This is a genomic window from Streptomyces sp. NPDC101194 (assembly GCF_044767885.1).
GTDB lineage: Bacteria > Actinomycetota > Actinomycetes > Streptomycetales > Streptomycetaceae > Streptomyces.
Genome location: NZ_JBIWOS010000017.1, coordinates 47,007 through 69,400 on the forward strand (window position 1 = coordinate 47,007; position 22,394 = coordinate 69,400).

Sequence of the window (22,394 nt, forward strand, 5' to 3'; positions counted from 1 at the left end):
CCGGCGGCACCGACGGGGAGCCAACCGTGGACTGCGCCGAGGGGCGCCGGTACTGCACAGCCGTGACCGAAGCACTCACCGATGCCGGCATCCCCCCGACTGAGCGATGGGACGAGTCCGGCGGCACCGCTTTGTACTGGCCGGAAGGCGACCCGGCGCTGGAACACGGGCCGTGGAGGCATGGGATCGTGGTCTTCTGGGGCACGAGGGGTGGCCACCGTGGCTGGGGCTTCGCGCCACTGGATGCGAAAGGTGACCCTCTCCTGGCCACCGTCACCTGGCTGCCGGTCCACCGCACGGTCGCGCCCTCCGTGCTTGCGAATCAGCTCCCACGTCTATTCGCCGATGGCGTCGGTGCACTGACCCCGAGGGCGAGCACCGTCCCGGCTCCGGAAGTCACCCCTGACGAATAGCCATCCGTACCAGCAATTGGGCCCGACGACCCATCTCGGTCACCGCCCAGCCTGCCGTTCATCGACGACTCGCACATCCCCCTCGGCCAGGGCCCCGAGGCCATCGAGGCGGTCGGCAGCCACCAGGGCGACGACATGTGAGGGCGCTACGACCGCAACCGTGATAGAGGCAGCTGGCACGCCTTCACCGCCGACCCGTTCCACCACGCCCTGTGCTGGTCGGTGCGCTACCACCCCGCGCACAGCCAGACCGTGCGGGCCGTCGCGGAGCTCGGCAAGTTCGCCGACCTGATTGTTGTCGTACGCGGCAAGGAGCTTGTACGCAGCGAGGCGGCGCTCATCGGCGGCCGGTACCCAGGAGCCGTGGGCCTCAGGGAACGCCTTGCGGTTGGGCATGCCGAGCAACGGGTCGGAGTAGACCGGCTTGTAGTTCAGCCACGACCACGCGTCGATGACCATGCTCTTGAGGCCCAACGGGACACACACACTCCGTGCCAGGCCCCGCGCCTGTGATCCGGGCTCAGCCGGTGGAGATCGATCCATCCCCGCCGGGCTCCTTGGGAGCCCAGTCAGGCGCGCTGGTGGCTTCCTTCAAGCTGGGTTCGTTCATCCGAACTCGCCAGCTGTCGACACCTTCCGGGTCGTCCACCCGCACGGTGATCTGCTTGACCTGGTGGGTGTCCTGGAAGTACAGCACTACCACCTGGCGTTCGGATGCCTCGTCGTAGAAGTCGGCCGCGACCTTACCCTTGGCCCCTTTCTGGAAGCCTTTGATCCAGTTCGCGGCCGTCTTCCGGGTCTCGCTGTCGGTGCTGTCGCTGGTCGCCAGCTTCTCCAGATCCCCGGCCTTGCCGTCGGCGATGCGCCACACGACCTCCTGGACCACTTGCAGGGATCCGGTGGACGGATAGCCGAACACATGCAGCGGTTCGTGGTTGGCGTAATCCGTTTCGTACTGGAGGCCGGGCCCGAGCAGCGAGCACGCGGACAAGCTCAGCAGCAGGGCTGCCGTTATTCCGCATACGGCCCTGTGTCTCACACTGTCACCTGTCCTTGACGCGAACGATCAGGACCTTCTCGATCGGATCCTTCTTCTTGTAGCGGGCGATCACGTCGCTGAGCGTAGTCAGTTCCTTGATCCCGTGCTGGACGAGATGGATCTCACCGCGTGAGTTGGCCCGTACCACCGCAGCGTGGCTGTAGACCTTCTCCGACTTCCACTTGAAGAAGACCCGGGAGGCTTCGTAGCGAAGGACCCGGACCGCAGGTGCCGGACGGGTAGGCGGGGGGTGAGACCGACGCGCTGGCGCCGACCTCACCCCAGCTCGGGTCAGTACCGGGCGATCAGCCAGGCGATGACCAGGCCCGTCGCGAAGTCGCCGAGCCGGTACGCCACGCCGCACATGAAACTCGCTTGGACGCCGCGTCCGTGACTGGCCACCCACTTATGCAGGTGGCGGGCGATGTTCTGCCTGTGTTTGGCGAACCCGACACGCAGCGCACTGAGTAGTGCGTTAGACTTCACTCGGAGTCCTTTCGTTGTGCTGATGCAGGGACCCGCGCAAGGAGCCCTCTCGACCCATGGCCTCAGAAACCGTGTCGAGGAAGCGGGGCTCCTTTTTGCGTTGGCGAGCAGTTTACGCAGTGACACAGCCAGCTCCTTGCCCTGAAGAAGGTTTGATGACGGTTCAGGTGAGCCTCCGAGGCGCCCTGAACTGGACTGAGCAGCACGTGGTGGACTGGGTAACACGAACGGAACGAATTGTCGGGATTGCCAGTGAGAATTGTCGGGACTACCAGTGACGCATGTCACATGTAAATATTGTTCTCGCGGCGCCCCATGGCGCGCTTAGGCCCCGTCAGCTGGTGCCAACGGGGCCGAGAAAGCGTGCGCGGGGGGTGTGTGTGGCACGGCCCGTTGTGCGTCATCCGGGCGCGGGGACACCGTGAGACTCGGCAGTCCGGGCCGTGCAGTACCAGCGTGGCGTATGGGGCGGGGTTTGTCCGGGCTGCTATCCCCCGGGTGCGCGGGTCGGTGGTCAGGCGGCGAGTAGGCGGCCTGCGTCGGTGGTGACCTGGTTGGCGGCGGTGAGCGCCCTGGTGCGGGCGGTCTCCAGTGCGGTGCCCAGGTCGGATACGGCGGCCAGGGCTTCTCGGCGGCGGGCCTCTTTGGCAGCGGCGGTGCGTTCGGTGCGCTGGATGAGCGAGGTGAGGAGGACGCCGGCGAGGGTGCCTGCGACCGCTACAAGGGATTGCCACATGAGGTACCTCCAGGTCGAGGGTGCGGAAGATTGTGCAGCGCCCGTGTCTAGCGTCCGGCGTGGGAGGCGCGGCGGATGGTGGCGTCGATGAGGCTGAGCGCGTCCGCAGCTGTGCGGCTGGGGGCCCGGTTCCATGCGCCGATGAGGCCGGTCCAGCCCTGGGTGCGGAGTTCGGTGAGGAGCCAGGCGCCGGCCTGGTTCATGCTGTCGGTGGAGCCGTAGCCGAGGCGGTGGGCGGTGAGCATGCCTCCGCAGATGCAGCGGGCACCGCGGCTGTTGCGGAGCCGGTACTGGCCGTTCTGCCAGCCCCACTCGGTCAGGATCTGCCGGGCGTAGGCGAGGTGCGTGGACGGGCGGATGTCGGTTTGTCCGATGCGGCGCCAGGTGTGGAGGCGGTCGGGGAGGATCGCGCCGAGCCGGCCGGGCAGGGGGCGCTCGTCGGGCGGGGCGGCGGGGAGGGTGCGGATCGCGGTGTCGACGAGTTGGTCGACGGGGACGGACAGCAGGTTCCGCCAGTCCCCTGGTGCCGGGCTCTTGGTCGCCTCGGTCGCCGCCCGGGGGGTGGGCTCGGGGGCGGTGTACTGCCAGTTGGTGACGATCTGCTGCCAGGCGGCGGTGTCGTAGAGGCGGGCGGCCTCGAGGTCGAGCTGGTCGGGGGTCAGGGTGGCGGTCAACGGGTCTCCAGTGGCTGGTCCCTTCTCGTGGCGAGGGGGAGGTCGATGCGGTTGGTTCGAAGTGCCCGGTCTCCTCGCTCGAGAGCAGTGGCGCCCCCGCCGGCACAGGCGGAGAGGCCACCGCCGACCTCCTCCGCCTGTACGAAACAACGGAGTTCGACGAGGTGCGCCGTGCCGGGCGCGAGGCCCTGACACGGCACCTGGCCGACGGCGGCCCGCATGCCCGCATCGCCGACCGGCGCCAAGCGCTACGCGAATCCGCTACCTGACCACGGATCCGAAAGGCGACGTGCAGGTCACCGCATCCGGGTCACGGTGAGCGTCCCGTGCCGGCCGGTCCCGGCCAGCACCTCGACCACCAGATCCGTCTCCACCCGCGTGTAGGTCCCGCCCCCGGCCTGCCGCTCCCCGACCACCATCGCGCCGCCCAGCGCCTCACCGACCTGGACGGCAAGAACCGGCTTCAACCTCGCTGGCAAACGGGCGGGCCCGCCCTCATCCCGACGGCCAGGACCAGGTGAGGGTCAGCGCCGCGGCGCTGTGGACCCCACCACCAGGGCGTCCACGGTGCCCGCGTGCCACTGGCGCAGTGTCGGTATTCGAGAGTTGCAGTACTCCGGCCTCGGGGGAGGGAAGCGGTTGTACGCAACGGTGGCCAACGCTGCCCGGTGGACCGGCTCTCCTCACTCGAGCACGCAAATCTGAACGTCCTGGGCCGCTACAGCTTCACCGCGTCGGCCCCGCCCGTCGGCGCCCTGCGCTCCCTGCGCGCCCCGGACACGTATGAGTTGGACGAGGACGACAGGCAGGAGTAGCCGGTCATGGCCGTTCTTCCCGCTGCCCGGCGCCGGGCAGCGCCTCGGGGTCCAGGTGGGCCAGGAGCTTGTCGCCGATGGCGGTCAGCTGTTCGCGCTCTTGGGTGTTGAGCGGTGCGAGGACGTTGTCGCGGACGCTGCGGGCGTAGACGGGTGCGGCCTGCTCGGCCCGTGCCAGACCTTCGTCGGTCAGGACGGCCTGCCAGCCGCGGCGGTCGCCCTCGGGTACCTCGCGGCGCACCAGTCCGGCGGCCTCCAGGCGGCCGACCGCGTGGGTGATCCGGCTGGCCTTGGAGTGCGTGAGCTCCGCCAGCCGGGTCATGCGCAGGGTGCGGCCGGGGGCGCGGCGCAGTCGCCACAGGATGTCGAAGTAGCTGCGGGGCAGGCCGGCCTCGCGCTCCATGTCGGCCTCCAGGCGGGCCGTGGCGGCTTCCCAGGCGCGGTTGAAGGCGCGGAATACGCGCAGTTCGTCGGGGTCGAGCCAATCGATCTCGCGTTCACTCATCACAGTTACTACAGTACAGGATTATTCAGCGCTGTAGTAATCTGTTTGTGCCCCCCGCTGAAAGGAACGGCTATGACCACCTCCCCTCTAGTCCCCGAGCGCACTGCTCTGCTGCTGATGGACCTCCAGCACTCCCTGCTAGGTGCCCTTCCGGACTCCGAGCGCATCCTCAGGGCCGCCCAGCGCGCCCAGCGCGCCGCCCTGAACGCCGGCATTCACGAGATCCACGTCCGTGTGGCCTTCACCCCCGAGGACCACGCCGCCGTGCCCGCGCACAACAAGGCCTTCGCCCCCGTCGCCCAGGCGGGCGCCCTGGCCGCGACCGAACCGGAGAACGAGGTGCACCCGGCGCTGCGCGATGCCCGCGAGAACCAGCCGCTGACGGTCACCAAGACCCGTGTGAGCGCGTTCTCCACAGGCTCGCTGGACCCGCTGCTGCGCGAGCAGGGCATCGACACCCTGGTGCTCGGCGGCATCTTCACCAGCGGCGTCATCCTGTCCACCGTCCGCGACGGCGCGGACAAGGACTACCGCCTCCTGGTGCTCGGCGACGTGTGCGGCGACCCCGACCAGCAGCTGCACGACACGCTGATCACCTCGCTGCTGCCCACCCAGGCCGACGTCATCGACGTGGCCGCCTTCGAGGCCGCGGCACGCACCGCGTCGGCGCACTGACGGCGCCCGCGGCAGCCGCTCAACCACCCCGTCGGCGCGGACCGCGCCGGAACCCTCGAGGAGGCGACATGACGGCACAGGCATCCCTGCGGTCCGTGCGGGACGCCGGTCGTACGGTCACTGGCCTCTACCTCGCCCGTGAGGGCCACTGGGCCTGGCCCTTCGGCGTGGGCATGGTCCTGGCCCTCGGTGTCCCGCTGGCGATCGGCATCGCCTCGGGCCGTCCGGCCTTCGGTGTCGCGGCCGGCATCGGGGCCTACCTGATGAATCTGCTGGTCCCGCAAGGTGATCTGCTCTGCCGTGTCAGGCAGATCGGCTGGCAATGGCTGGCCTGCTCGGCAGCCACGGTGCTGGGGACCCTGGTGAGCGGTAGCCCTCCCCTGACCGTGCTGGCCATCGTGCTGATCGTGCCGGTCACGACAGCGGGCATGGCGCCGGCCATCCCCCTGGTGTTGACCGTGCAGGGGCTGGCGGGCGTCAGCGGCGGCACCTTTGTGCTGCTGTTCGCCGCCGGCGGCCTGTGGACCAGCCTGCTGCTCCTCCTCCCGCTCATCGCAGGACGCCCGGACCCTGTCCGGACCACGACGCATGACTCCCGCCGCCCCGAGGACCGGGTGTGGGTCCGGCACTGGGCCGGGGTGCGCGCCTCGGCCGCCGACCGTACCCCGGAATTCCGTCACAAGGTGCGGCTCGCGGTCTGCTTCGCCCTCGCCTTCATCGCCGTCGACCTGCTCCACACCCCGCACGGAATGTGGGTTCTGGCGGGCATCTTCGGCTGCCTGCGACCGACCTGGGGGCAGACCACCAGCCGCATGGCCAAGCGGGTCATCGGCAACGTCCTGGGCTCCAGCTTTGCCGCCGCCCTGCTGATACTCGCCCCTTCCCCGTCCGCGCCGGCCCTGGCCGCCGTCACCGTGATATGTGCGGGCATCGCCCGGATCCTGCGCGGCTACAACTACGGCCTGTGGCCCATCTTCGCCGCACCCGCCATGCTCCTGCTCCTCTCTCTGGACACCCAGTCCACCTGGATCGATGCAGCCGAGCGCGTCTCGAACAACATGGCGGGCGCTGCCCTGGCGGCGCTGGCCACCCTCTTCCTGTGGCCGCACCGTGAACAGACCCTTATCCCCGGGCGCCTGGAGGACCTGCTCATGGCGCAGGCCCGCTACCTCGACCGCGTCGCCTCCCTGGCCGGAGGACCCCCGCCCGCCGAACGCGCCCACACCCGCGACGCCGTCGAGGCCGCCGAACAGCACCTGGCGACCTCGAAGAACAGACTCGCCGCCCAGCCACGCCCCCCGCGGCAACTGATCGCCGGGCTCGACGCCGTCCGGGACGCCTCCGCCCGCCTGCGCGCACCCCTGACCGCGCACCCACCCCACGCCACCCCGCCCCTGCCCTACAGCGCCGACGGACTCCACCAGCTGGCGCAGCAACTCCGGCACACCGGCGCCGCACTGGACGGCCTGGCCACGCCCCGGCCCGCACCGCCCGAACCCTGTCCCCCCGGCACCAGCGCGGACATCACCAACGCCGCGCACGACCTCATACGGCACGCGACCAGCGCGGCCACCCTCGCCGTCAGACCCGCCCCTCGCTCCGCCCCCGCACCGGCCGCACACGACCCACACCGGTAACCGGTGTCCAACGCAGCCGGGTCGACCGAAACTCTTCCACCACAACAGCACCAGACACCGGAGCCAACCATGCACGTATACGACTGCCGGACCGAGGCAGCCCGGCAGACCGGAATCACCCACGCCACCGACGCCCTGCGCGCCGGACACCTGACGGTCTTCCCCACCGACACCGTCTACGCCATCGGCGCCGACCCCTTCAACCCCCGAGCCGTCCACGCCCTGCTGACCGCCAAACAACGAGACGCCGACAAGCCCGCCTCCGTCCTGGTCGCCGACCCCGCGACCGCCGAAGCCCTCGTCCAGACCCTCCCACCAGCAGCCCGGCGACTGACCGAAGCCTTCTGGCCCGGCGCACTCTCCCTCATCCTGCCCGCCGCCCCCACCCTGGCCTGGAACCTCGGCAACACCCACGGCACCGTCATGCTCCGCATGCCCGATCACCCCCTGGCCCTCGCCCTGCTGCGCAGCGCCGGCCCCATCGCGCAGTCCAGCGCTAACCTCACCGGCCGCCCCCCAGCCACCACGGCCGAACAGGCCCGACGCCAACTCGGCGACACCGTGCACACCTACCTCGACGGCGGCCCTACCGGCACGAACATGCCGTCCACCATCGTCGACCTCACCACTGCGGACACCCCCGTCATCCTGCGCGAGGGCGCACTCCCCCACACAGCGATCAAGGAGATCCTGGCACGCCCATGACCGGCAGTCGGGAGGCTGCTTCTCGACCGAACGCCAGAGGTCAACGCCGACCTGTCGTCAATCGATCTGCTGCAGCGTAGAGGGGAGGCCGTCTTCCCTCGGGCCAACTGGACCGGAGAGACGCGGCAAGGCGGGACCGTGTGATCAGCACGCTATGGACCGGCCTGAAGCTCCAATGCCCATGAGCAGAATTGAACGAATCTCTCCGAAGTAGGCGCCGAATCTGCCCGAAGTAGACAGGGCGAACAGATGGGGCGACCTGCCGCAGGTCATCGCATCCGAGTCACGGTCAGCATCCAGCCTCTGTTCGAAGGCGCCGCATGTCACGCACAAGCGTGCAGAGGGCGCTGAGGAGCATCAGAGCTCCAGCCGCGATACAGAGAGCGGACGCTCCGGAGCAGTACTCACGAATGAATCCGACGAGCAGCACAGTGCTGGCAAGGACACCGAAGGTCGAAATCGGAGCGCTTAGGGCGTCCGCCAGTAGATCATCGGATGAGCGGCCTTCAAGGCCTAGTGTTCCAGCGGTAGAGGGCCCAGGCGCGTCGAATCAGGCAGCGGATGGTGATGATGGTGGAGGCCAGGGCGAGGAAGAAGTCGATGACGGCTTTGCGGCGTTCGGTGCAGCATCGGATTTTGCCGAAGTTGTTCATCCAGGAGTTCGTGCGCTCGACGACCCAGCGGCCACCGATCTGGATCGGGGTCCTCGCGCCGCGTGTGGCGATGCGGGCGTCGATCCTGCGGTTGGCCAGGTCATCGTGGACCAGGCGGTAGTCGTAGCCGGTCCAAGGCGAGGCGCGGGTGCTCCGGCAGCGGCCCGAGAACTGGCTCCAGGGCGGTGAAGAGGTCGAGGGTAGTGGGCAGTAGGGTGTGGTCGCGGGTGTTGGCCGGTGCGGGCTCGGTGACCAGCGGTACACCAGCTCCGTCAACCAACTGCGAGCGTTTCAAGCCGATCTTGCCCCGGTCGACCGGGCTCTTGCCCGCGCACTCGCCGCCGGACGGCGCCTTGGTGATGCAGCCGTCCGCAGCCAGTCGGTCGAGTTCGAGGCCGATCATGCGGTCATAGGCGGCGAGAGCGAGCAGCCGTAGATCCTCCATGACGCCGGCGGCGATCCACTCATCGCGGCGGCGCCGCAAGGTGGTGGCCGAGCAGTGCCTGTCCGCAGCCCGTTCATATCCGCAGCCGAAGAGCAAGACCTGTACCAGGCGATCGAAGACGACGCCGTCGCTGATCCGTGGGTTATGGCAGCCCAGAGGGTGCCGGTTCTCGCGTGCAGGCAGGAGAGCGAGGAACTGGTCGCGGATCAGGTCCAGAATCCTTGATGGGACGGCAGGCATGGATCCCCCGTTGATCACGAAGCATGGAGAACTCCATGGTCGAGGCTGAACAGCCGTGCCTACCGTCCTACACGATTCTCGTGGTAGGAATCGGCTTCACCGTCCAAGCGCCGCGCAAGGTGGCACCGCCGAAGGTCGACATTGGCAGCTGGATGGTTTCGGTCGGAAATGATGAACAGGGTCAGGCGGTGAAGCCATCGTTGGGACACCATTCGCCCGGCCCGAACTTGACCCCGGGCAAGGATTCAGCGTATGTAAGCAGCCCGTCGGTCCGGGCCGCGAGCTGGACCGTCCAGCAGCCCTCGGCGCCCGTGCTCGGCCAGGCGGTGGCGAGCAGTCCCTCGCCCACGTAGTACGTGGTGAACAGCTCCGGGCCGGACATCTTGCGCAGTGGCGCGAGGAGGTATTCAACCTGATCAGAAGTGAGTTGGCTGGCCACTGCGGCGTGGCGAGCCCCCTGAGTCGTCTCGTGTACCAACAGCCCGTGCAAGAACTGAGACAGAGTCAAACCCCACGGCTCCCACAGATCATCACTGTCCACCACCCGTTGGAGCACCACCGAGTCCGCGTCACCAGGTGCGACGCCGAACTGCTGATACCCGAAGTCGTCCATGCAGAACTCGAGCACGCCGTCGTATTCGCACACTTGGTCTGCCGGGAAGACTTTGTGATTGAACAAAACCGGCCGGATGTACCGCGAGGTCATCGCATACCACTCCCGCAACGCTGGCGGCAGCCGGTCGGCGCCCGGTATCTCGGTATCGGCGGGACAATCGGGTGGGCCGTACCAGGCACTCAGGAAGCCGGGGATCCCACCACTACCGTCGAGGAGTTCGCTCATGGTGTGCAGTCTGACCGATGCGGGTCTGGGGACCCCAGTAGACGCATGCCACTCGCCTGGGGCTACACCTGCCTGGCTACCAACCGCTCAGTCAACCACCTACTGGCGGACGCTGTTAGCGATTAGTCACGCGGACGTCATCATCAACGACAACCTCGGCCAGCAAGAGTGATCCAAACGAATCAGCCTAGCTCACTTGCGATCGAGCGCGGCCCACACGGCCTCGGCGTCCGTGCCCTCGGTGCCGACGAGGTTGACCGCCTGATCTACGAGCCACTTACCCTGTTCCCCAGGAACGAGCCGCAGCGCGGTGTGAGTGGTCATGCCGAGTCCCCCTGTACCGGTCTCCAAGGTCACCCGCAGTCCGATTCCCGCCGGGTGCGGACCGAAGGCTGAGACCTCGACCGTCTCACCGATGCTCACCTGCGCGTCCGAGTAGTTGCCGAGCCGAGGCGCACCAGTGATTTCGACGCACTCGGCGATAGTGTCCGCCCCCAAACTCTGCCGCAGGCGTTCGGTCCGGGCTTCGCAGGCGGTCTCCCAGTCCTGATCCACCGAGGCCTGCTGGTAGGCCCGGGCGGCCTCGATCGCAGCCGCCGCGTGCTCGTTACTCCCGCCACCGCCGCCGGTACCGCCGCAACCGGCCAGCGGCAGGGCCATCGCCATCACGAGCATCCCAGCAGCGCGTCCAACCCGAGCAGCCACGCCCTGTCCCCCTCATCTCTCATCGGCCCTCCCCAGCACCGTTTGGAGGATTACAACACAGGGCCGGAGTCCGGTGATCCAAACGAATCAGCCTAGGTCAGTTCCGTCTCCGGCCGGCAGATCTCGCACGGCTCAATGCCCGGCTCCCTCATGGCGGTGATCGCCTCGTCTCTGTCGAGGAAACCGAGGTCGGAGTTGTACAGGGTGCATCCACCCCGGTGCAGCATCGCGGTGTCGCCAGAGCGTTTGGGCTGGATCTTCCACGACTGCTCGGCCCGAGCCCGCTCCCGGGCGTCGCGCCAGCGGGGCCCGCCGTCAGTGACGGCGGGCCCCGCTGTTCGACATGCGTAGGCGCCACCTCGTGTCAGGCGGCGCCTTGCAGCCTCAGGATGAGAAGTGGTGGATCGATGTCAGGCCAGCGCTCCCCGCGACGTGCAGGATTCCAGTCGAGGAGAAGGACAGGGCGAGCGGAACCTGCTCGACGGGGACCATTCCCATCGCGGCTCCCCCGGGCAGAGGAAAGCGGTGAACCGGCGCCTCACGACGCCTCCCGGATGGCAGTCGACCCGGAAGAATTGAACGCGGCGTCGCCCGGGGCGACCATCTTCGGCCGCGCCTGGCCCTGGGCGCCCTGCTGGGCCCGGCCTGTGGCGGCCCCGGTCAACTTCCAGTCGCCGTCCTCCCACTGGGCACCGGCCAGGCTGTGGGTGTAGGAGCCCTTCTCCTTGGCCGTCTCGCCGTTCTTCTGCACGACCCTGGACAGCAGCCAGAGGCTGACCTCGCCGGAAGACGCCTTGATGACCTCGTAGCCGACCACGGTGCTGTGCACGTACGCGCCGGGCGGAAGCGGCTGACCCGCACGCACACCCATTTCCCGGGCCAGGGACCTGTCGGTGTCCCCGGCGGCCAGCTCGATCTGCTCGGCATTCTCGTCGGACCGGTCGGCCTTGCCGACGTACGAGTAGTAGATGCGCAGCTGCTCGTCGACAGACGTCTTGCCGCTCCCCACGGGGCTGGAACTGGCGGCCGCGAGCATCGCCGCGGCGCCCTCGGTGGTGTGCGCGAAACCGACCTCGCTGCCGTACTTGTCCGTGCGGGCGCCCCTGGGCAGGGCCGCCCACCGCTCCGGTTCGGTCCAGTCCTCCGGGGCCGAGTACCCCGGGGAAGGCGTCGCGGAGCCGGACCCGGCGGGGCGCCCGTCCTTGCCCTTCGCGAAGTCGTCCCCGTCCCCGCTGACCATCGCATAACCCGTCAGCAGGACCACGGCAGCGGCGAGTCCACCGGCCGCCCACTTGGCCTTCACGCCCCAGGCCCCCCGTGTGCGCGACACGTCAGCCCCCCGCGATGCCGTTGAGGATGGCGATCAGGGACCCTGACAGGAGGATGGCGGCGACTCCCCCGCCCATCCACTTGAACGGCTCGCTGCCGCCACCCCCACGCCCCTTGTCCGACGTCACGAGCTTGAAGACGCCGATGCCGACACCGACGACGCCGGCCAGGACCAGCAGCCACAGCCCCGTATCCGAGCAAGGTCGTCACCGGTCCGTCCAGGCCCGGGATCTTCTTCGGCTTGGCTCCCGGGATCAGGCCGTCCGCCAGCCTGACCGGCCTCACGCCCGTGATCATTTCCCCTCCATCGTGCGCCGCAGCTTCTGTGCAGCGGCCCGGACGTCTTTGTATTCCAGGGCCTCATCGGGCCCCTTGACCGCACGCAGGACCGGCAGGTACGGCACCCTCGCCACTCCCGCCAGCCGTCCCTCCAGAGCGCGCACCAGATAGCGCGCCTCGGCCACCGGGCGGGCCGGGGCATCGGAGGTGAAAACCAGCCACGGTCTCGGCAGAGGACCTCACTGACGCAGCATTTCCTCGACGCGCGTGGCGTCGTAGACGGTCGTGTCGGCGATCAGGACGGGGTGAGCCCCGTACGGGATGTACTCACCGGGGGCCAGGACGCGGGCCTGCGTTGGCGTCGCCCGCTTCATCAAGCATCCGGGCGACAGTCGCTTCTGCAATGCCGAATCCCTGTACGGGAATCAGCACGCGGCGCGGCCCGACGGGCTTGCCATTCCGCGGAGTTGAAGTCACCGAATGAGTAATCACGCCACAACCCCCCTGTTTGGACCGTGTCCTATGTGGTGAGCCGGAGGAGAAGCTCCTATAGATCGTCAAGTGGTCTGTGGAAGGGTTCGGGTGGTGTGGATCACGTGGGGTAGGTGGCGGTAGATCTCGCGGGCGACGAACCGTTTCAGGCAACGCATGATGTCCTTTTTGACCATGCCCTCTGCCGTGCGTCGGACGACGTACTCCTGGGTGCGCTGGTCGCATTTCATGCGGACCAGGACGATGGTGTGCAAGGCGTTGTTGGCTGCGCGGTCGCCGCCACGATTGAGGCGGTGGCGGTTGGTCCGGCCGGAGCTCGCAGGGACGGGGGCCGCTCCGCAGAGGTGTGCGAAGGCTGCCTCGGAGCGGAGCCGGTCGGGATTGTCACCCCCGCTCGTCAGCAGCTGGCCGGCGGTTTCAGGGCCGACTCCGGGCAGTGCGACGAGCCGGGGTGCGGCCCGGGTGACAAGCGGTCCGATCTCTTTGTCCGCATCTTTGATCTCCTCGTCAAGCATTTGGTAGCGGCGAGCGAGCCGCCGGAGTGCTGTCCTGACCGCGCAGGTGAGGCCGTCGAGATCACCGGTGGGACGGGAACGGGCGAGTGTGTCGATCAACTCGCGCGCGGACAAGCCGCGCAGTTTGTCGCGTACTTCGGAAGGGGCGGTGACGATGAGGGTGCGGATTTGGTTGATGGTCTGGGTGCGGGCCTTGACCGCGCTCTTGCGGGTCACGCGTAGGACCCGGATCGCTTCCACGATCCCGTCGCGGCTCTTGGGAGTTCCTGTGGCCCGGCCGGACAGGACCGCGGTCGCGGCCGCGTAGGCGTCGATGGGATCGGACTTGCCGTTGGTGCGGCGGGCCTTGCGGTCGGGCCGGTCCACCTCCACCACCGTGACGCCGTGCGCGGTCAGGAAGCGGGCGAGTTCGGCGCCGTAGGCTCCGGTGCCCTCCATGCCGAGGGCGAGGACCTCGCCATGTGAACGTAGCCAGTCCAACAGTCGCCGGTACCCGGCCGGGGTGGTCTCGAACGCCTCGGTCGCGAGGTGTTGGCCGATACTGTCGATGACTGCCGCCTGGTGGAGGTCGGTGTGGGTGTCGACGCCCCCGATCACCGCTATCTCATCTGCTGTCATGCGGGGTTGTGCTGCCTTTCCGACTGCCGTGGCGAGGCGGCGGGTGATCAGGGGCTCCGCGACGTCCTCCGCGCGGCTGGAGACGGCGATCAGGGCGCGCTGGGACAGGCCGTAGCCGAGCGCGGCCGCAGCGGATGGTGGGGTGTCTCGCGTGCGAGATGTCTCGGTGCCGGCGGTGACCGCTTCGTGCGCGCAGTACGACTCCCAGCTGCTGTGCTCGAGGGGGAGCCAGACGCGGGCGGCGTGGGCGTCGCGGACCCGGGCGGCGAGCACCGTCACAGAGCGCCGGACGTCGTCCATCGCCTCGCGCAGCCCGGCCGTGATCTCGCGGGCGCGGGGCGCGGTGAGCGGCGGCCGCGCCGGTTGGGCAACGTGCTCCTGGTCCTCGTTGTGCTTGCCCACTAATCCATCGTCCTCCGGGCTGGCGGCCGGGACCAGGGCGTGCGGGAGCACGGCCCGCGAAGCCGATACCTCACAGCCTCACACCCTGACAGGTCACCCCGCCCGCCTGGGGAAAAAGCTGTGAGCCTGATAGCCCTCACAGGGTGCGGGTGCTGCAGTTTCCGTGATGGCTCATCCGTATCGTGTGTCATCTCGCCTACGGTCTGGTTCATGACCAGTGACGGTGTAGTGGTGGATGAGGCGGTCCGTGCGGCGTGGGACGCCTACCGGGTCCTGGAGGAGCGGACGCCCGCCGAGGAGCGCCAGCAGGCGCAGCAGCGGGTGAAGGCCGCGGTGGACTCCGTCGGGCGTGAAGAGGTCTCCCGGGGCACGGTGTTCCTGGTGGGGGTCTTGACCGGGTATCTGATTGCCGAGCCGCCCGGTGGCGGGGATCGGCTTGATCCGCTCAGCGATCTCATCCCTGCTGTGATTGGTCGGCTTCCTTCCTTCGAGCCGGCCGACCCGGAGCAGGTGCCGATGGTCACCGGTGTCCTCATGGCCGCCGCGATGGGCATGGACACCGTGGCCTGGCGCGGCCGGTTCGGGGAGATCCCGCCGAAGGAGGCGATGGTCCACGGTTTCGTGCTGTGGCTGCTCGCTGACCTCTTTGACTCCCTGGTCGAAAAGCCTGGGGCCATCGACCAGTTGATGCGCGAGACCTTCGAGAGCATGGGCACTGCGGACCGCTGACGTCGGACAGTCAAGGGGAAGGGGCTCGGAGTGGCAGGGATTGAACCGGAGCCGGCGGAGGTGCGGGTACCCAGGGCGGCGATGGACGCCTTCGCCGCGGCGCTGAGTGTGCGCACGGTGGCGATGCGGGTCTGGCCCGACGGCATCGAGTGGATGTACCCGGTGGGCACGTGGGATGAGGCGCACCTGGAGGTGGCGCTCATGCCCGGCGGCGAGGAGGTGTGGCTGCGGATGTCCACCGACCGCTCCAGCGTCGCCGTGTGGACCATCGAGCAGTGGTGGGCCTTCTCCGGGGAGCTGCCCGGCGCGAGGCCGCCGAAAGCCTGAGACGCGCAGCCCAAGGCGCTTCGGCCAGCGCACGAACGGCGGCGGTCAGCGTGGCTCCGGCGGGCCCAGGTCGTTGAGCATCTGGAAGCGACCACGACGTCGCAGGTCGCCGACCGCACCGTAGGCCCTGTGGTGGGGCGCTTCAGGTCGAGCTGTCCGACTGTCTGGCGACCGGCCGCAGACGCCTCCCAGCCCGGAGAGACAGCCACCGTCCCACTGCCAAGGCCGCCGTCAAGGTGATCTTTGAGGGCTTACAACTCGGTCCGCGATTGAGGTCGGGGCGTGCTGGCCTGGCAGTTTGGTTGGTCGTTGATCAGCATGTCGCCTGCCGGGCGAGAACCAGTTCGGTGCTCGGCTTGCGGTGGGTCGCCCGACGGGCAGAGCGATCCGAGATCAGTGAAGCGATCGCACGATGGGTCTCGGCGTAGTCGTCACGTCGGCCGGTGTATCGCTGCAGAGGGCACCACTGCCGCAGCTCGGCGTTGGCGTGCTCGACACAGATCCGCTCCGAGGACTGTCGTCGGCGGATCTCCCGCCAGGCGTACTGCTCGCCGAGCGGCGCGTCGTCCTTCGGCTTCTTCGGCGGTGCGCTGACCTGGTCGGGGAACTCGTTGGCCAGGCCCCGGTAGCCCTCGTCGACCTCGGCTGTCGCCTTTGGGTGGAGTCGGAGTTGCTCGGTTATACCCTCGGTACGCATCGCGGTCTGGTCGTGCATGCGGCCCGGGCGGTCCGCACCCGACCACAGCAGGCGGCCCCTGGCCGTCGCTGATGGTGGTGGTCTTGATCGTGTTCTGCTTCTCCGCTCACGGCGCACGGACTCGCACCGGGCGAGCCACGGGTCTGTCAACTCTTCGATCAAATCGCCGAGATGTGTACGCGAGACACCGCAAAAGGCAGGATGAGTCAAGGCCGCGCGGGCCCACTTCTTGGTCACACTCAAAGAACCCGTGCGGCCACCGTCACGTCACGGCCTGGTCGATCAGCATCGCGGGCCGAGTCGTAGTCCGCGGCCCCACCCGAGCCGACGCCTGTCCGTCAATGGCGGACAGCACGGCAATCTCCGGGCCGAAGCAGAGCACCAGTGTGCCGTCCGGCGCGGCGAGGGCCGACTGGACGGGCGCGGGGCAGCGCAGGGGTGGCGCGAGTTCGGTGCTTGTGGCCAGGTCGCGCACCGATACCGTTTTGGTGCCGTTGGTGGTGATCAGGTGGGTGCTGGTGCCGTGTACGGCCGTTGCCAGCCCGCGTACGGGCCCGGCGGGGCAGGACAGCGGCTCGGCGTACGGCCGGCCGTCGGGCAGGCTCCAGGTGTGAATCGTGCCGTCCCGGCCGGCGGTGACCGCGATGGGGTGCCCGTTGAGTGTGGTGGTGGTCACCGCGGTGACCCAGTCGGTGTGGTCGGTCAGGGGGTTGCCGAGCTGGCGGCCGGTGGCCAGGTCCCACAGCCGCACCGTCTTGTCCCAGCTACCGGTCACGGCCAGCGCGCGCCCGTCCACGGTGGCGGTGGCGAGCGCGGTGAGTCGGCTGGTGTGGCCGGCGAGGGGCTGGCCGAGGGGCTGACCGGTCGCCAGGTCCCAGCGCTGTGCGGTGCCGTCCGAGCTGCCGGTCAGCGCGACGGGTCGCCCGTCGACCCGGGCGGTGGCCAGGGCCAGAATCCGGCCGTTGGGTCCGGCGACGGCCTGGCCGAGCTCCTTGCCGGTATCCAGGTCCCACCTGCGGAGCGTGGCGTCCGGGGCGGCGGTCACCGCGACGGTGCGTCCGTCCACTTCCGCCGTCGCCAGGAGGCTGGCTTCGGCGGCGATGTCCCCGCCGTACGGTACGCCGGTGGCCAGGTCCCAGGTGCGCAGCGTCTTGTCCGCACCGGCGGTGACGACGGCCGGTTGGCCCTGAGTGGTGGTCATGGCGGCCGCCAGCACCACGTCCTTGTGACCGCAGATCTCGGTGCGGCGCCGTACCCTGCGCTCCCCGAGATCCCAGACGCGCACGGTGTGGTCCGCACTGGCGGTCACGGCCACCGGTTGCCCGTCCACGATCGCCGTCGCGACGTCCCACACGTGCCCGGTGTGCCCTTTGAAGGGGCCGTTGACCTGCCGCCCGCCGGCCACCTCCCAGAGCCGCACGCCCTGGTCGAGGACGGCCGTCACCGCCCGGAGCTGCCCGTTCACCTCGGCCAAGGCGCCGGCCCGGATCCGGTCCTCGTGGCAGGGGAACGGCCACTCACCGACTTCCGCCCCGGCGGCGGTGTCCCGCACCCGCACCACGTGGTCGGCGTCGACAGTCAACCGGAGCGTGCGTCCGGCGACGACGCAGGTATCCAGGACCCGCGTGGCTGATCGTTCGGCGTCCACTGCCACGGCCGGTGCAGGGTCGGCGAGTTGCCAGCACCAGCTGTCCTCGCCCGGGGCCTCGGCCGGCAACCGGAGCGGTTGTCCGTGCAGCTCGTCGGTGGTCACCACCCATCCCTGCGTGCCGGGCCGGGAGCCGGCCACCCGGTCCCAAACCCGCAGCGACCCGCCGTACTCCTGGAACAGGGTGGCCGGGCGCCCGGCCACCACCACAAACTGGGAGACGCGAACGGGCGCACCGGATCGATGCCCGCAAGCGGCTGCCAGGTCACCGAGGAGAGCCACCGCGGTGTCGCCGTCGTGGAGATGGTCGATGTCGAGGGCGTCGAAGGCGCAGGCGACCGGCCGACCGTCGACCACCACCGCGACGGCCTGCGGGTCGTACGCCTGCTCGTCCGCGTCCACCGGCGCCGAGTCGAGCTCGTTCCCGGCAAGGTCCCAGGTCCGCACCGCGCCGCCGAGTTCGACGCGCACCGCGGCCGGGTAGCCGTGCGAACCGGCCAGCACCTGCGCCGGCACGGACGAGCCCAGCTCCTCGCCGGTGGCGACGTTCCACAGCCGCAGGGCCCGGTCGTCCTCCAGCGTCAGCACCACGCTCCGGCCGGCCAACTCCGCCACGGCCACGACACGGACGCACTCACCTGTCAGGGACCCGGTCGCAAGGTCGAGGAGGAGTAGCCGCTGCTCGCCGGCGAGCTCCGAGCGCAGCAGCGCGACCTCGCGACCGTCCAAGGTGGCCGTGGCGATGCGGTCGACCTCCACGGTCAGCGCCGACCGGACATTCGTGCGGCAGTGCAGGGATGGGCAGGCCTCCCGTCCGGTGGCGAGATCCCAGATCCGAACGGTGCCGTCCCGGCTGCCGGTCACGGCCACCGCGCGACCGGCGACCACGGCGGTGGCGACAGCGGACACGTGGCCCTGGTGACCGGTCAGCGTCCACACCAGGCGGGAATCCGCCTGCGAGCCTCTGACCCAGGCCGGCTCCCAGCCGAGCGGCTCTGCACCGGGAACCGCCACCGCCGCAAATTGCGCCGCGAGATCCTCATCGTCCAGCCTGGCCGCGTCCAGTGCAAGGACGAAGCGACGTTCGGCGGCAGTCAGATGCCGGTGCACGTCGAGCGAGGCCCGGTACACCGTCGCCCCCCGCTGATCCTCCGGCTCCGACGCACTTCCCAGCAGCGCGAGCACCGAGTCCGGGTCCGCGCAGACGAGCCAGCCCGGGTCGGTCAAGCCGCCGGGCACCGCGCTGGGGCCAGCCGATGGAGCTTCATCCCACAGAGCGTCAGTCATGGCCGACACGGTAATCGCCCCCACTGACACGGTCTTACGACTCGGTCCGCTGACCACCCACCAGCCGACCCGCCAGGCCAGCACGGCCTGACCTCAATCGCGGACCGAGTCGTTAGAGGTCGCGCGGATAGGTGTGGGTTCACGACTCGGCCCTTGCCCTACGGACTGGGGGGTTGCATCGCCGAGCGGGCGAGGCGAATGAGGCCGGCCCGGATCCGTTGTTCTCCGAGCTCCGGCAGGAGGGCGGCAACGTGTTCGGCGGCCAGCGCGGCGAGCAGGGCGTGAGCGGCGTGTTCGGGGTCGGGTGTGGTGCCCAGCAGGATCGCTGTGTGGCGGTGCCAGAACCGGTAGGCCCCGATCCGGTACCGGGCGCCGACCGCAGCAGTCTCCGAGGTACGGATGAGAGCCAGGTTCTCCAGCAGGTAGTCGACATAAGCGTCGATGAATGCGGTGAGCCGTTCCTCGGCGGCGGCTCCAGGGCCAAGCGGTGGCGGTCCGAACAGGATCGCCTCCTGCAGTACGCGTTCTCGAGCGTCAAGGAGTGCGGCGGCCAGCCCGGACTTGTCGCCGAAGCGGCGGTACAGGGTGCCCTTGCCGACACCGGCGGCCTCGGCCACCTGGTCCATGGAGACCGCTTCCACGCCGTGCTCGGCGAACAGCCGTGCGGCCGCTTCCAGCACGGAGGCACGGTTGCGTGCCGAGCGTGCTTGCTCTTTTGGCGGCGGGGTGCGCAGGAGTTCCAGCAGCATTGCAGAATCGGACTGCGGTCCGTTATTGTCGTGAGCCACAACCGGACTATAGTCCGATATTTGAAAGGCAGGGGCATGACCGCACTCATCACACGAGACGAGCTCAAGGCAGCCATGGACGCGGGCAGCGTGACCGTCGTCGACACTCTGGGCGGCGAGTACTACGCCAAGCAGCACCTTCCTGGCGCACTCGAACTGGTCCTGGCCGACGTGGAGACCCAGGCGTCCGCCCTGCTCCCCGACCGCGACGCGGCGATCGTCACCTACTGCTCCAACCCGGCGTGCCCCAACAGTGGACAGGTCGCCGACCGGCTCACCGCTCTCGGCTACACCAACGTCCGTAAATACCGCGAGGGCATCCAGGACTGGGCGGAGGCGGGCCTTCCCACCGAGTCCGCCTGACCCCACCCCGGGGGAGGGCGGCCAGACAAGCCCCGCCCTCCCCCGGGGGCAGTCACGCATCCATGCACGATGCCGGGTCGACAAGCCGCCGAGCACCCCAGTGAGGCACAGACGGCGTGGACGACATGGGCCGAGTTCGACGCAGCCTGTCAACGGCCTCAGCCAAGAGGCTGACATTCCTTGATCACTTGGAAGGTTCGTGCCCGCACTACCGGCATGGCTGACCCGACCCCTGTGGGACCAATTCGCCGCCCTGCTTCCGGAGCGGCCGCGGTATCACCCGGACCATCCCCTGCGCTGCCACCGCCCGCGCATCAAGGACCGGATCGTGTTCGACAAGCTCCTGCGGTTCGGCTGCTCCTACCAGGCGATCGCCGACACGACCGGCCACCACGATCCGCAACCGCCGCGACGAGTGGATCCAGCTCGGCATCTTCGCCCGGCCTCAAGCAAATCGCGCTGGAGTCCTGTGACCGGATCGTCGGCCTCATTCTCGACCAGATCGCCATCGACGACACCATCACCAAAGCCCCCGGCGGCAAGGTGGCCGGGCGTTCCCCGGTCGACCGCGGCAAACAGGACCTGAAACGCTCCGGCATGACAGATGGCTACGGCATTCCACTGAGCCGCGTCCTGGCCGGAGCCAACTGCCACGACTCCTCGCTGCTCGCCCCGACCCTGGACCGCCTGAACGGCCTCGGGCCGTTACCCGACGACATCACCGTCCACCTGGACGTCGGCTACGACTCCGACACCACTCGCACCCTGCTCGGCGACCGTGGCCTGCACGGCCGGATCGCGCGCAAAGGCGAGAAGGCGCCGATCCAGGCGAGCCAGAGGTGGCACGTGGAGCGCACCCACGCCTGGCAGAACGCCTTCTACCGCCTTGCCCGCTGCTACGAGCGCCGGGCCACCGTCATCGACGCCTTCTTCGATCTTGCCGACACGATCACCACCGTGCGCAGCCTCATTCGACAGGCATGGACGACTCACCGCTGGGACGAACGCCCGCACCGCCGTCCATGAGCACACGCCTATCTGTGCGACCTCTAAATCACCGGCATTGGTCTGATCAGCCGAGCAGCCGGCAGCGCCGCACCAGCAAGGCCGTCCGGGCGCCGGACGTACAGCAGACGCCAGCTATTCTAGCGCTAGAATAAGAGCATGAAGTCAAACCTGTCCGCCGCCGAGCTGACGCTGCTCGGCCTGCTCGTGGAGCAGCCCCGGCACGGATACGAGCTGGAGGCGGTGATCTCCGAGCGAGGGATGCGCGATTGGACCGAGATCGGCTTCAGCTCGATCTACTACCTGCTGACGAAACTGCGGGAACGGGGCCTGATCAGCCAGGTCGGCCCGTCACAGTCCCAGGGCGGCAAGGCGCGCAAGATCTACGCGGCGACCGCCGGAGGGCACCGGGCCTGCGCGGAGGCGGCCGAGGAGGCGATCGCGGAGCCCCATCCGCTCTTCCCGCGCGTCCTGGTGGGACTGGCCAACCAGCCGGCCGTCGACCACGAACGCCTGCTCGCCGCCCTCGACCAGCGTTCCCGCGCCCTCGCGGAGCGCATCGAACACGTCCGCCGGGCCGCGTCCAGTCAGCAGCATGCCCCCGGATTCGTGCACGCGATCTTCGACTACACCCTCGGCCAGCTGTCAGCCGAACAGGCCTGGCTCACCCACTACCGGGCATCGCTGGGCGACGCTCGCCCCCAAGGAAGAGAGACACCCGTGGCACCGTACGACGTCAAGAAGCAACACAAGGAGCTCTACGCACCCAAGAACACCGCGTGGGCCGTCGTGGACATTCCGGAACAGCAGTTCATCGCCATCGACGGCACCGGGAACCCGAACACCGCGCCCGCCTACGCCGCCGCGGTCGAGGCCCTCTACGCGGTCGCCTACACCCTGAAGTTCGCCAGCAAGCGGACGGGCGGCGGCGACTTCGTCGTCGCCCCGCTCGAAGGACTGTGGTGGGCGCAGCGGCCCGAGGCGTTCACCGCCCGCGCCAAGGACACCTGGAACTGGACCATGCTCATCAACATGCCCCCCTGGATCACCAAGGAGATGATCGAGGACGCCAAGCAGACCGCGCTGGCCAAGAAGAAACTCCCCACGATCTCCCAGCTGCGGCACCTGCCCCTCCACGAGGGCCCCAGCGCCCAGGTGCTGCACACCGGCTCCTACGACGACGAGGCACCCGTGCTGCACGAACTCCACCACAGCTACCTCGACGCCCACGGCCTGCGGGAATCGGGCCTGCACCACGAGATCTACCTCAGCGACCCCCGCAAGACCGCCCCCGAGAAGATGAAGACCATCCTGCGCCAGCCGGTCGAACACCTCGACCGGTAAAC

The 22,394-nt window shown here is 69.0% G+C and carries 25 protein-coding genes and 3 pseudogenes; 9 read left to right on the plus strand and 19 right to left on the minus strand.

All coding sequences use genetic code 11. From position 1 onward, the window contains the following. Positions 1 to 452: 452 nt before the first annotated feature. The 7 genes from ACIRP2_RS37235 to ACIRP2_RS37265 all read right to left on the minus strand — a co-directional run bounded on the left by ACIRP2_RS37235 (position 453) and on the right by ACIRP2_RS37265 (position 3,815). Positions 453 to 887, minus strand: coding sequence for a hypothetical protein (locus tag ACIRP2_RS37235; RefSeq protein ID WP_404258208.1), 435 nt, complete (start codon positions 885 to 887; stop codon positions 453 to 455). A gap of 46 nt (positions 888 to 933) precedes the next feature. Continuing rightward, entirely contained in the window at positions 934 to 1,452 is a 519-nt protein-coding gene (locus ACIRP2_RS37240) for a hypothetical protein (RefSeq protein WP_404258209.1), read from the minus strand. Between the two features lie 4 nt (positions 1,453 to 1,456). After that, positions 1,457 to 1,600 carry a hypothetical protein gene (locus ACIRP2_RS37245; protein ID WP_404258210.1) on the minus strand — a complete coding sequence of 48 codons (144 nt, stop codon included), beginning with the start codon at positions 1,598 to 1,600 and terminating at the stop codon, positions 1,457 to 1,459. A gap of 143 nt (positions 1,601 to 1,743) precedes the next feature. Next, positions 1,744 to 1,938: a hypothetical protein gene (locus ACIRP2_RS37250; RefSeq protein ID WP_404258211.1), complete on the minus strand. Its 195-nt coding sequence runs from the start codon at positions 1,936 to 1,938 to the stop codon at positions 1,744 to 1,746. Positions 1,939 to 2,452: 514 nt separating this feature from the next. Next, a complete protein-coding gene (locus ACIRP2_RS37255; RefSeq protein WP_404258212.1) occupies positions 2,453 to 2,674 on the minus strand; it encodes a hypothetical protein in 222 nt (73 codons plus the stop codon). 47 nt (positions 2,675 to 2,721) lie between these two features. After that, on the minus strand, positions 2,722 to 3,348 hold the full coding sequence (locus ACIRP2_RS37260) for a hypothetical protein (protein WP_404258213.1): 627 nt from the start codon (positions 3,346 to 3,348) through the stop codon (positions 2,722 to 2,724). 296 nt (positions 3,349 to 3,644) lie between these two features. Further along, on the minus strand, positions 3,645 to 3,815 hold the full coding sequence (locus tag ACIRP2_RS37265; RefSeq protein WP_404258214.1) for a hypothetical protein: 171 nt from the start codon (positions 3,813 to 3,815) through the stop codon (positions 3,645 to 3,647). Positions 3,816 to 4,016: 201 nt separating this feature from the next. Between ACIRP2_RS37265 and ACIRP2_RS37270 the strand changes: the two are divergent. After that, positions 4,017 to 4,163 (plus strand): annotated as a pseudogene (locus ACIRP2_RS37270) (hypothetical protein); the annotation flags it as partial. A gap of 4 nt (positions 4,164 to 4,167) precedes the next feature. Here the strand turns inward: ACIRP2_RS37270 and ACIRP2_RS37275 are convergent. After that, positions 4,168 to 4,668 (minus strand): MarR family winged helix-turn-helix transcriptional regulator, encoded by a 501-nt coding sequence (locus tag ACIRP2_RS37275; protein ID WP_404258215.1) that lies wholly within the window; start codon positions 4,666 to 4,668, stop codon positions 4,168 to 4,170. Between the two features lie 72 nt (positions 4,669 to 4,740). Between ACIRP2_RS37275 and ACIRP2_RS37280 the strand changes: the two genes are divergently transcribed. The 3 genes from ACIRP2_RS37280 (at position 4,741) to ACIRP2_RS37290 (ending at position 7,685) form a co-directional block, all read left to right on the plus strand. Then, a complete protein-coding gene (locus tag ACIRP2_RS37280; RefSeq protein ID WP_404258216.1) occupies positions 4,741 to 5,343 on the plus strand; it encodes a cysteine hydrolase family protein in 603 nt (200 codons plus the stop codon). A gap of 68 nt (positions 5,344 to 5,411) precedes the next feature. Next, positions 5,412 to 6,980, plus strand: coding sequence for an FUSC family protein (locus ACIRP2_RS37285; protein ID WP_404258217.1), 1,569 nt, complete (start codon positions 5,412 to 5,414; stop codon positions 6,978 to 6,980). Positions 6,981 to 7,049: 69 nt separating this feature from the next. Then, on the plus strand, positions 7,050 to 7,685 hold the full coding sequence (locus ACIRP2_RS37290) for an L-threonylcarbamoyladenylate synthase (RefSeq protein ID WP_404258218.1): 636 nt from the start codon (positions 7,050 to 7,052) through the stop codon (positions 7,683 to 7,685). A gap of 506 nt (positions 7,686 to 8,191) precedes the next feature. Here ACIRP2_RS37290 and ACIRP2_RS37295 read toward each other — a convergent pair. From ACIRP2_RS37295 to ACIRP2_RS37330, 8 genes and pseudogenes are all read right to left on the minus strand, one after another. Continuing rightward, positions 8,192 to 9,023 (minus strand): annotated as a pseudogene (locus tag ACIRP2_RS37295) (IS5 family transposase). Between the two features lie 181 nt (positions 9,024 to 9,204). Continuing rightward, positions 9,205 to 9,864: a hypothetical protein gene (locus ACIRP2_RS37300; protein WP_404258219.1), complete on the minus strand. Its 660-nt coding sequence runs from the start codon at positions 9,862 to 9,864 to the stop codon at positions 9,205 to 9,207. A gap of 192 nt (positions 9,865 to 10,056) precedes the next feature. Beyond that, positions 10,057 to 10,530, minus strand: coding sequence for a hypothetical protein (locus ACIRP2_RS37305; RefSeq protein WP_404258220.1), 474 nt, complete (start codon positions 10,528 to 10,530; stop codon positions 10,057 to 10,059). A gap of 131 nt (positions 10,531 to 10,661) precedes the next feature. Beyond that, on the minus strand, positions 10,662 to 10,937 hold the full coding sequence (locus ACIRP2_RS37310) for a DUF6233 domain-containing protein (RefSeq protein WP_404258264.1): 276 nt from the start codon (positions 10,935 to 10,937) through the stop codon (positions 10,662 to 10,664). A gap of 170 nt (positions 10,938 to 11,107) precedes the next feature. After that, positions 11,108 to 11,899 (minus strand): hypothetical protein, encoded by a 792-nt coding sequence (locus tag ACIRP2_RS37315; protein ID WP_404258221.1) that lies wholly within the window; start codon positions 11,897 to 11,899, stop codon positions 11,108 to 11,110. A 292-nt stretch (positions 11,900 to 12,191) separates the two neighbouring features. Beyond that, positions 12,192 to 12,362: a hypothetical protein gene (locus ACIRP2_RS37320; RefSeq protein WP_404258222.1), complete on the minus strand. Its 171-nt coding sequence runs from the start codon at positions 12,360 to 12,362 to the stop codon at positions 12,192 to 12,194. Positions 12,363 to 12,416: 54 nt separating this feature from the next. Beyond that, positions 12,417 to 12,581 carry a hypothetical protein gene (locus ACIRP2_RS37325; protein ID WP_404258223.1) on the minus strand — a complete coding sequence of 55 codons (165 nt, stop codon included), beginning with the start codon at positions 12,579 to 12,581 and terminating at the stop codon, positions 12,417 to 12,419. A 153-nt stretch (positions 12,582 to 12,734) separates the two neighbouring features. After that, positions 12,735 to 13,802, minus strand: coding sequence for an IS110 family transposase (locus tag ACIRP2_RS37330; protein ID WP_404258265.1), 1,068 nt, complete (start codon positions 13,800 to 13,802; stop codon positions 12,735 to 12,737). Positions 13,803 to 14,414: 612 nt separating this feature from the next. Here ACIRP2_RS37330 and ACIRP2_RS37335 point away from each other — a divergent pair. Together ACIRP2_RS37335 and ACIRP2_RS37340 are read left to right on the plus strand one after the other, a co-directional pair. Continuing rightward, complete coding sequence (locus tag ACIRP2_RS37335) at positions 14,415 to 14,933, plus strand: hypothetical protein (protein WP_404258224.1); 519 nt, start codon at positions 14,415 to 14,417, stop codon at positions 14,931 to 14,933. 30 nt (positions 14,934 to 14,963) lie between these two features. Then, on the plus strand, positions 14,964 to 15,260 hold the full coding sequence (locus tag ACIRP2_RS37340) for a hypothetical protein (protein WP_404258225.1): 297 nt from the start codon (positions 14,964 to 14,966) through the stop codon (positions 15,258 to 15,260). A 313-nt stretch (positions 15,261 to 15,573) separates the two neighbouring features. Here ACIRP2_RS37340 and ACIRP2_RS37345 read toward each other — a convergent pair whose 3' ends face one another. The 3 genes from ACIRP2_RS37345 to ACIRP2_RS37355 form a co-directional block, all read right to left on the minus strand. Then, on the minus strand, positions 15,574 to 15,975 hold the full coding sequence (locus tag ACIRP2_RS37345; protein ID WP_404258226.1) for a transposase: 402 nt from the start codon (positions 15,973 to 15,975) through the stop codon (positions 15,574 to 15,576). A 244-nt stretch (positions 15,976 to 16,219) separates the two neighbouring features. Next, positions 16,220 to 18,892, minus strand: a complete 2,673-nt coding sequence (locus ACIRP2_RS37350; protein WP_404258227.1) for a WD40 repeat domain-containing protein — start codon at positions 18,890 to 18,892, stop codon at positions 16,220 to 16,222. Between the two features lie 158 nt (positions 18,893 to 19,050). Beyond that, a complete protein-coding gene (locus ACIRP2_RS37355) occupies positions 19,051 to 19,680 on the minus strand; it encodes a TetR/AcrR family transcriptional regulator (protein WP_404258228.1) in 630 nt (209 codons plus the stop codon). A gap of 36 nt (positions 19,681 to 19,716) precedes the next feature. Here ACIRP2_RS37355 and ACIRP2_RS37360 point away from each other — a divergent pair, with 36 nt between their 5' ends. The 3 genes and pseudogenes from ACIRP2_RS37360 to ACIRP2_RS37370 all read left to right on the plus strand — a co-directional run bounded on the left by ACIRP2_RS37360 (position 19,717) and on the right by ACIRP2_RS37370 (position 22,392). Beyond that, positions 19,717 to 20,043, plus strand: a complete 327-nt coding sequence (locus tag ACIRP2_RS37360) for a rhodanese-like domain-containing protein (protein WP_404258229.1) — start codon at positions 19,717 to 19,719, stop codon at positions 20,041 to 20,043. A gap of 199 nt (positions 20,044 to 20,242) precedes the next feature. Further along, positions 20,243 to 21,069 (plus strand): annotated as a pseudogene (locus tag ACIRP2_RS37365) (IS5 family transposase). A gap of 138 nt (positions 21,070 to 21,207) precedes the next feature. After that, positions 21,208 to 22,392, plus strand: a complete 1,185-nt coding sequence (locus tag ACIRP2_RS37370) for a GyrI-like domain-containing protein (RefSeq protein ID WP_404258230.1) — start codon at positions 21,208 to 21,210, stop codon at positions 22,390 to 22,392. Positions 22,393 to 22,394 lie beyond the last annotated feature (2 nt).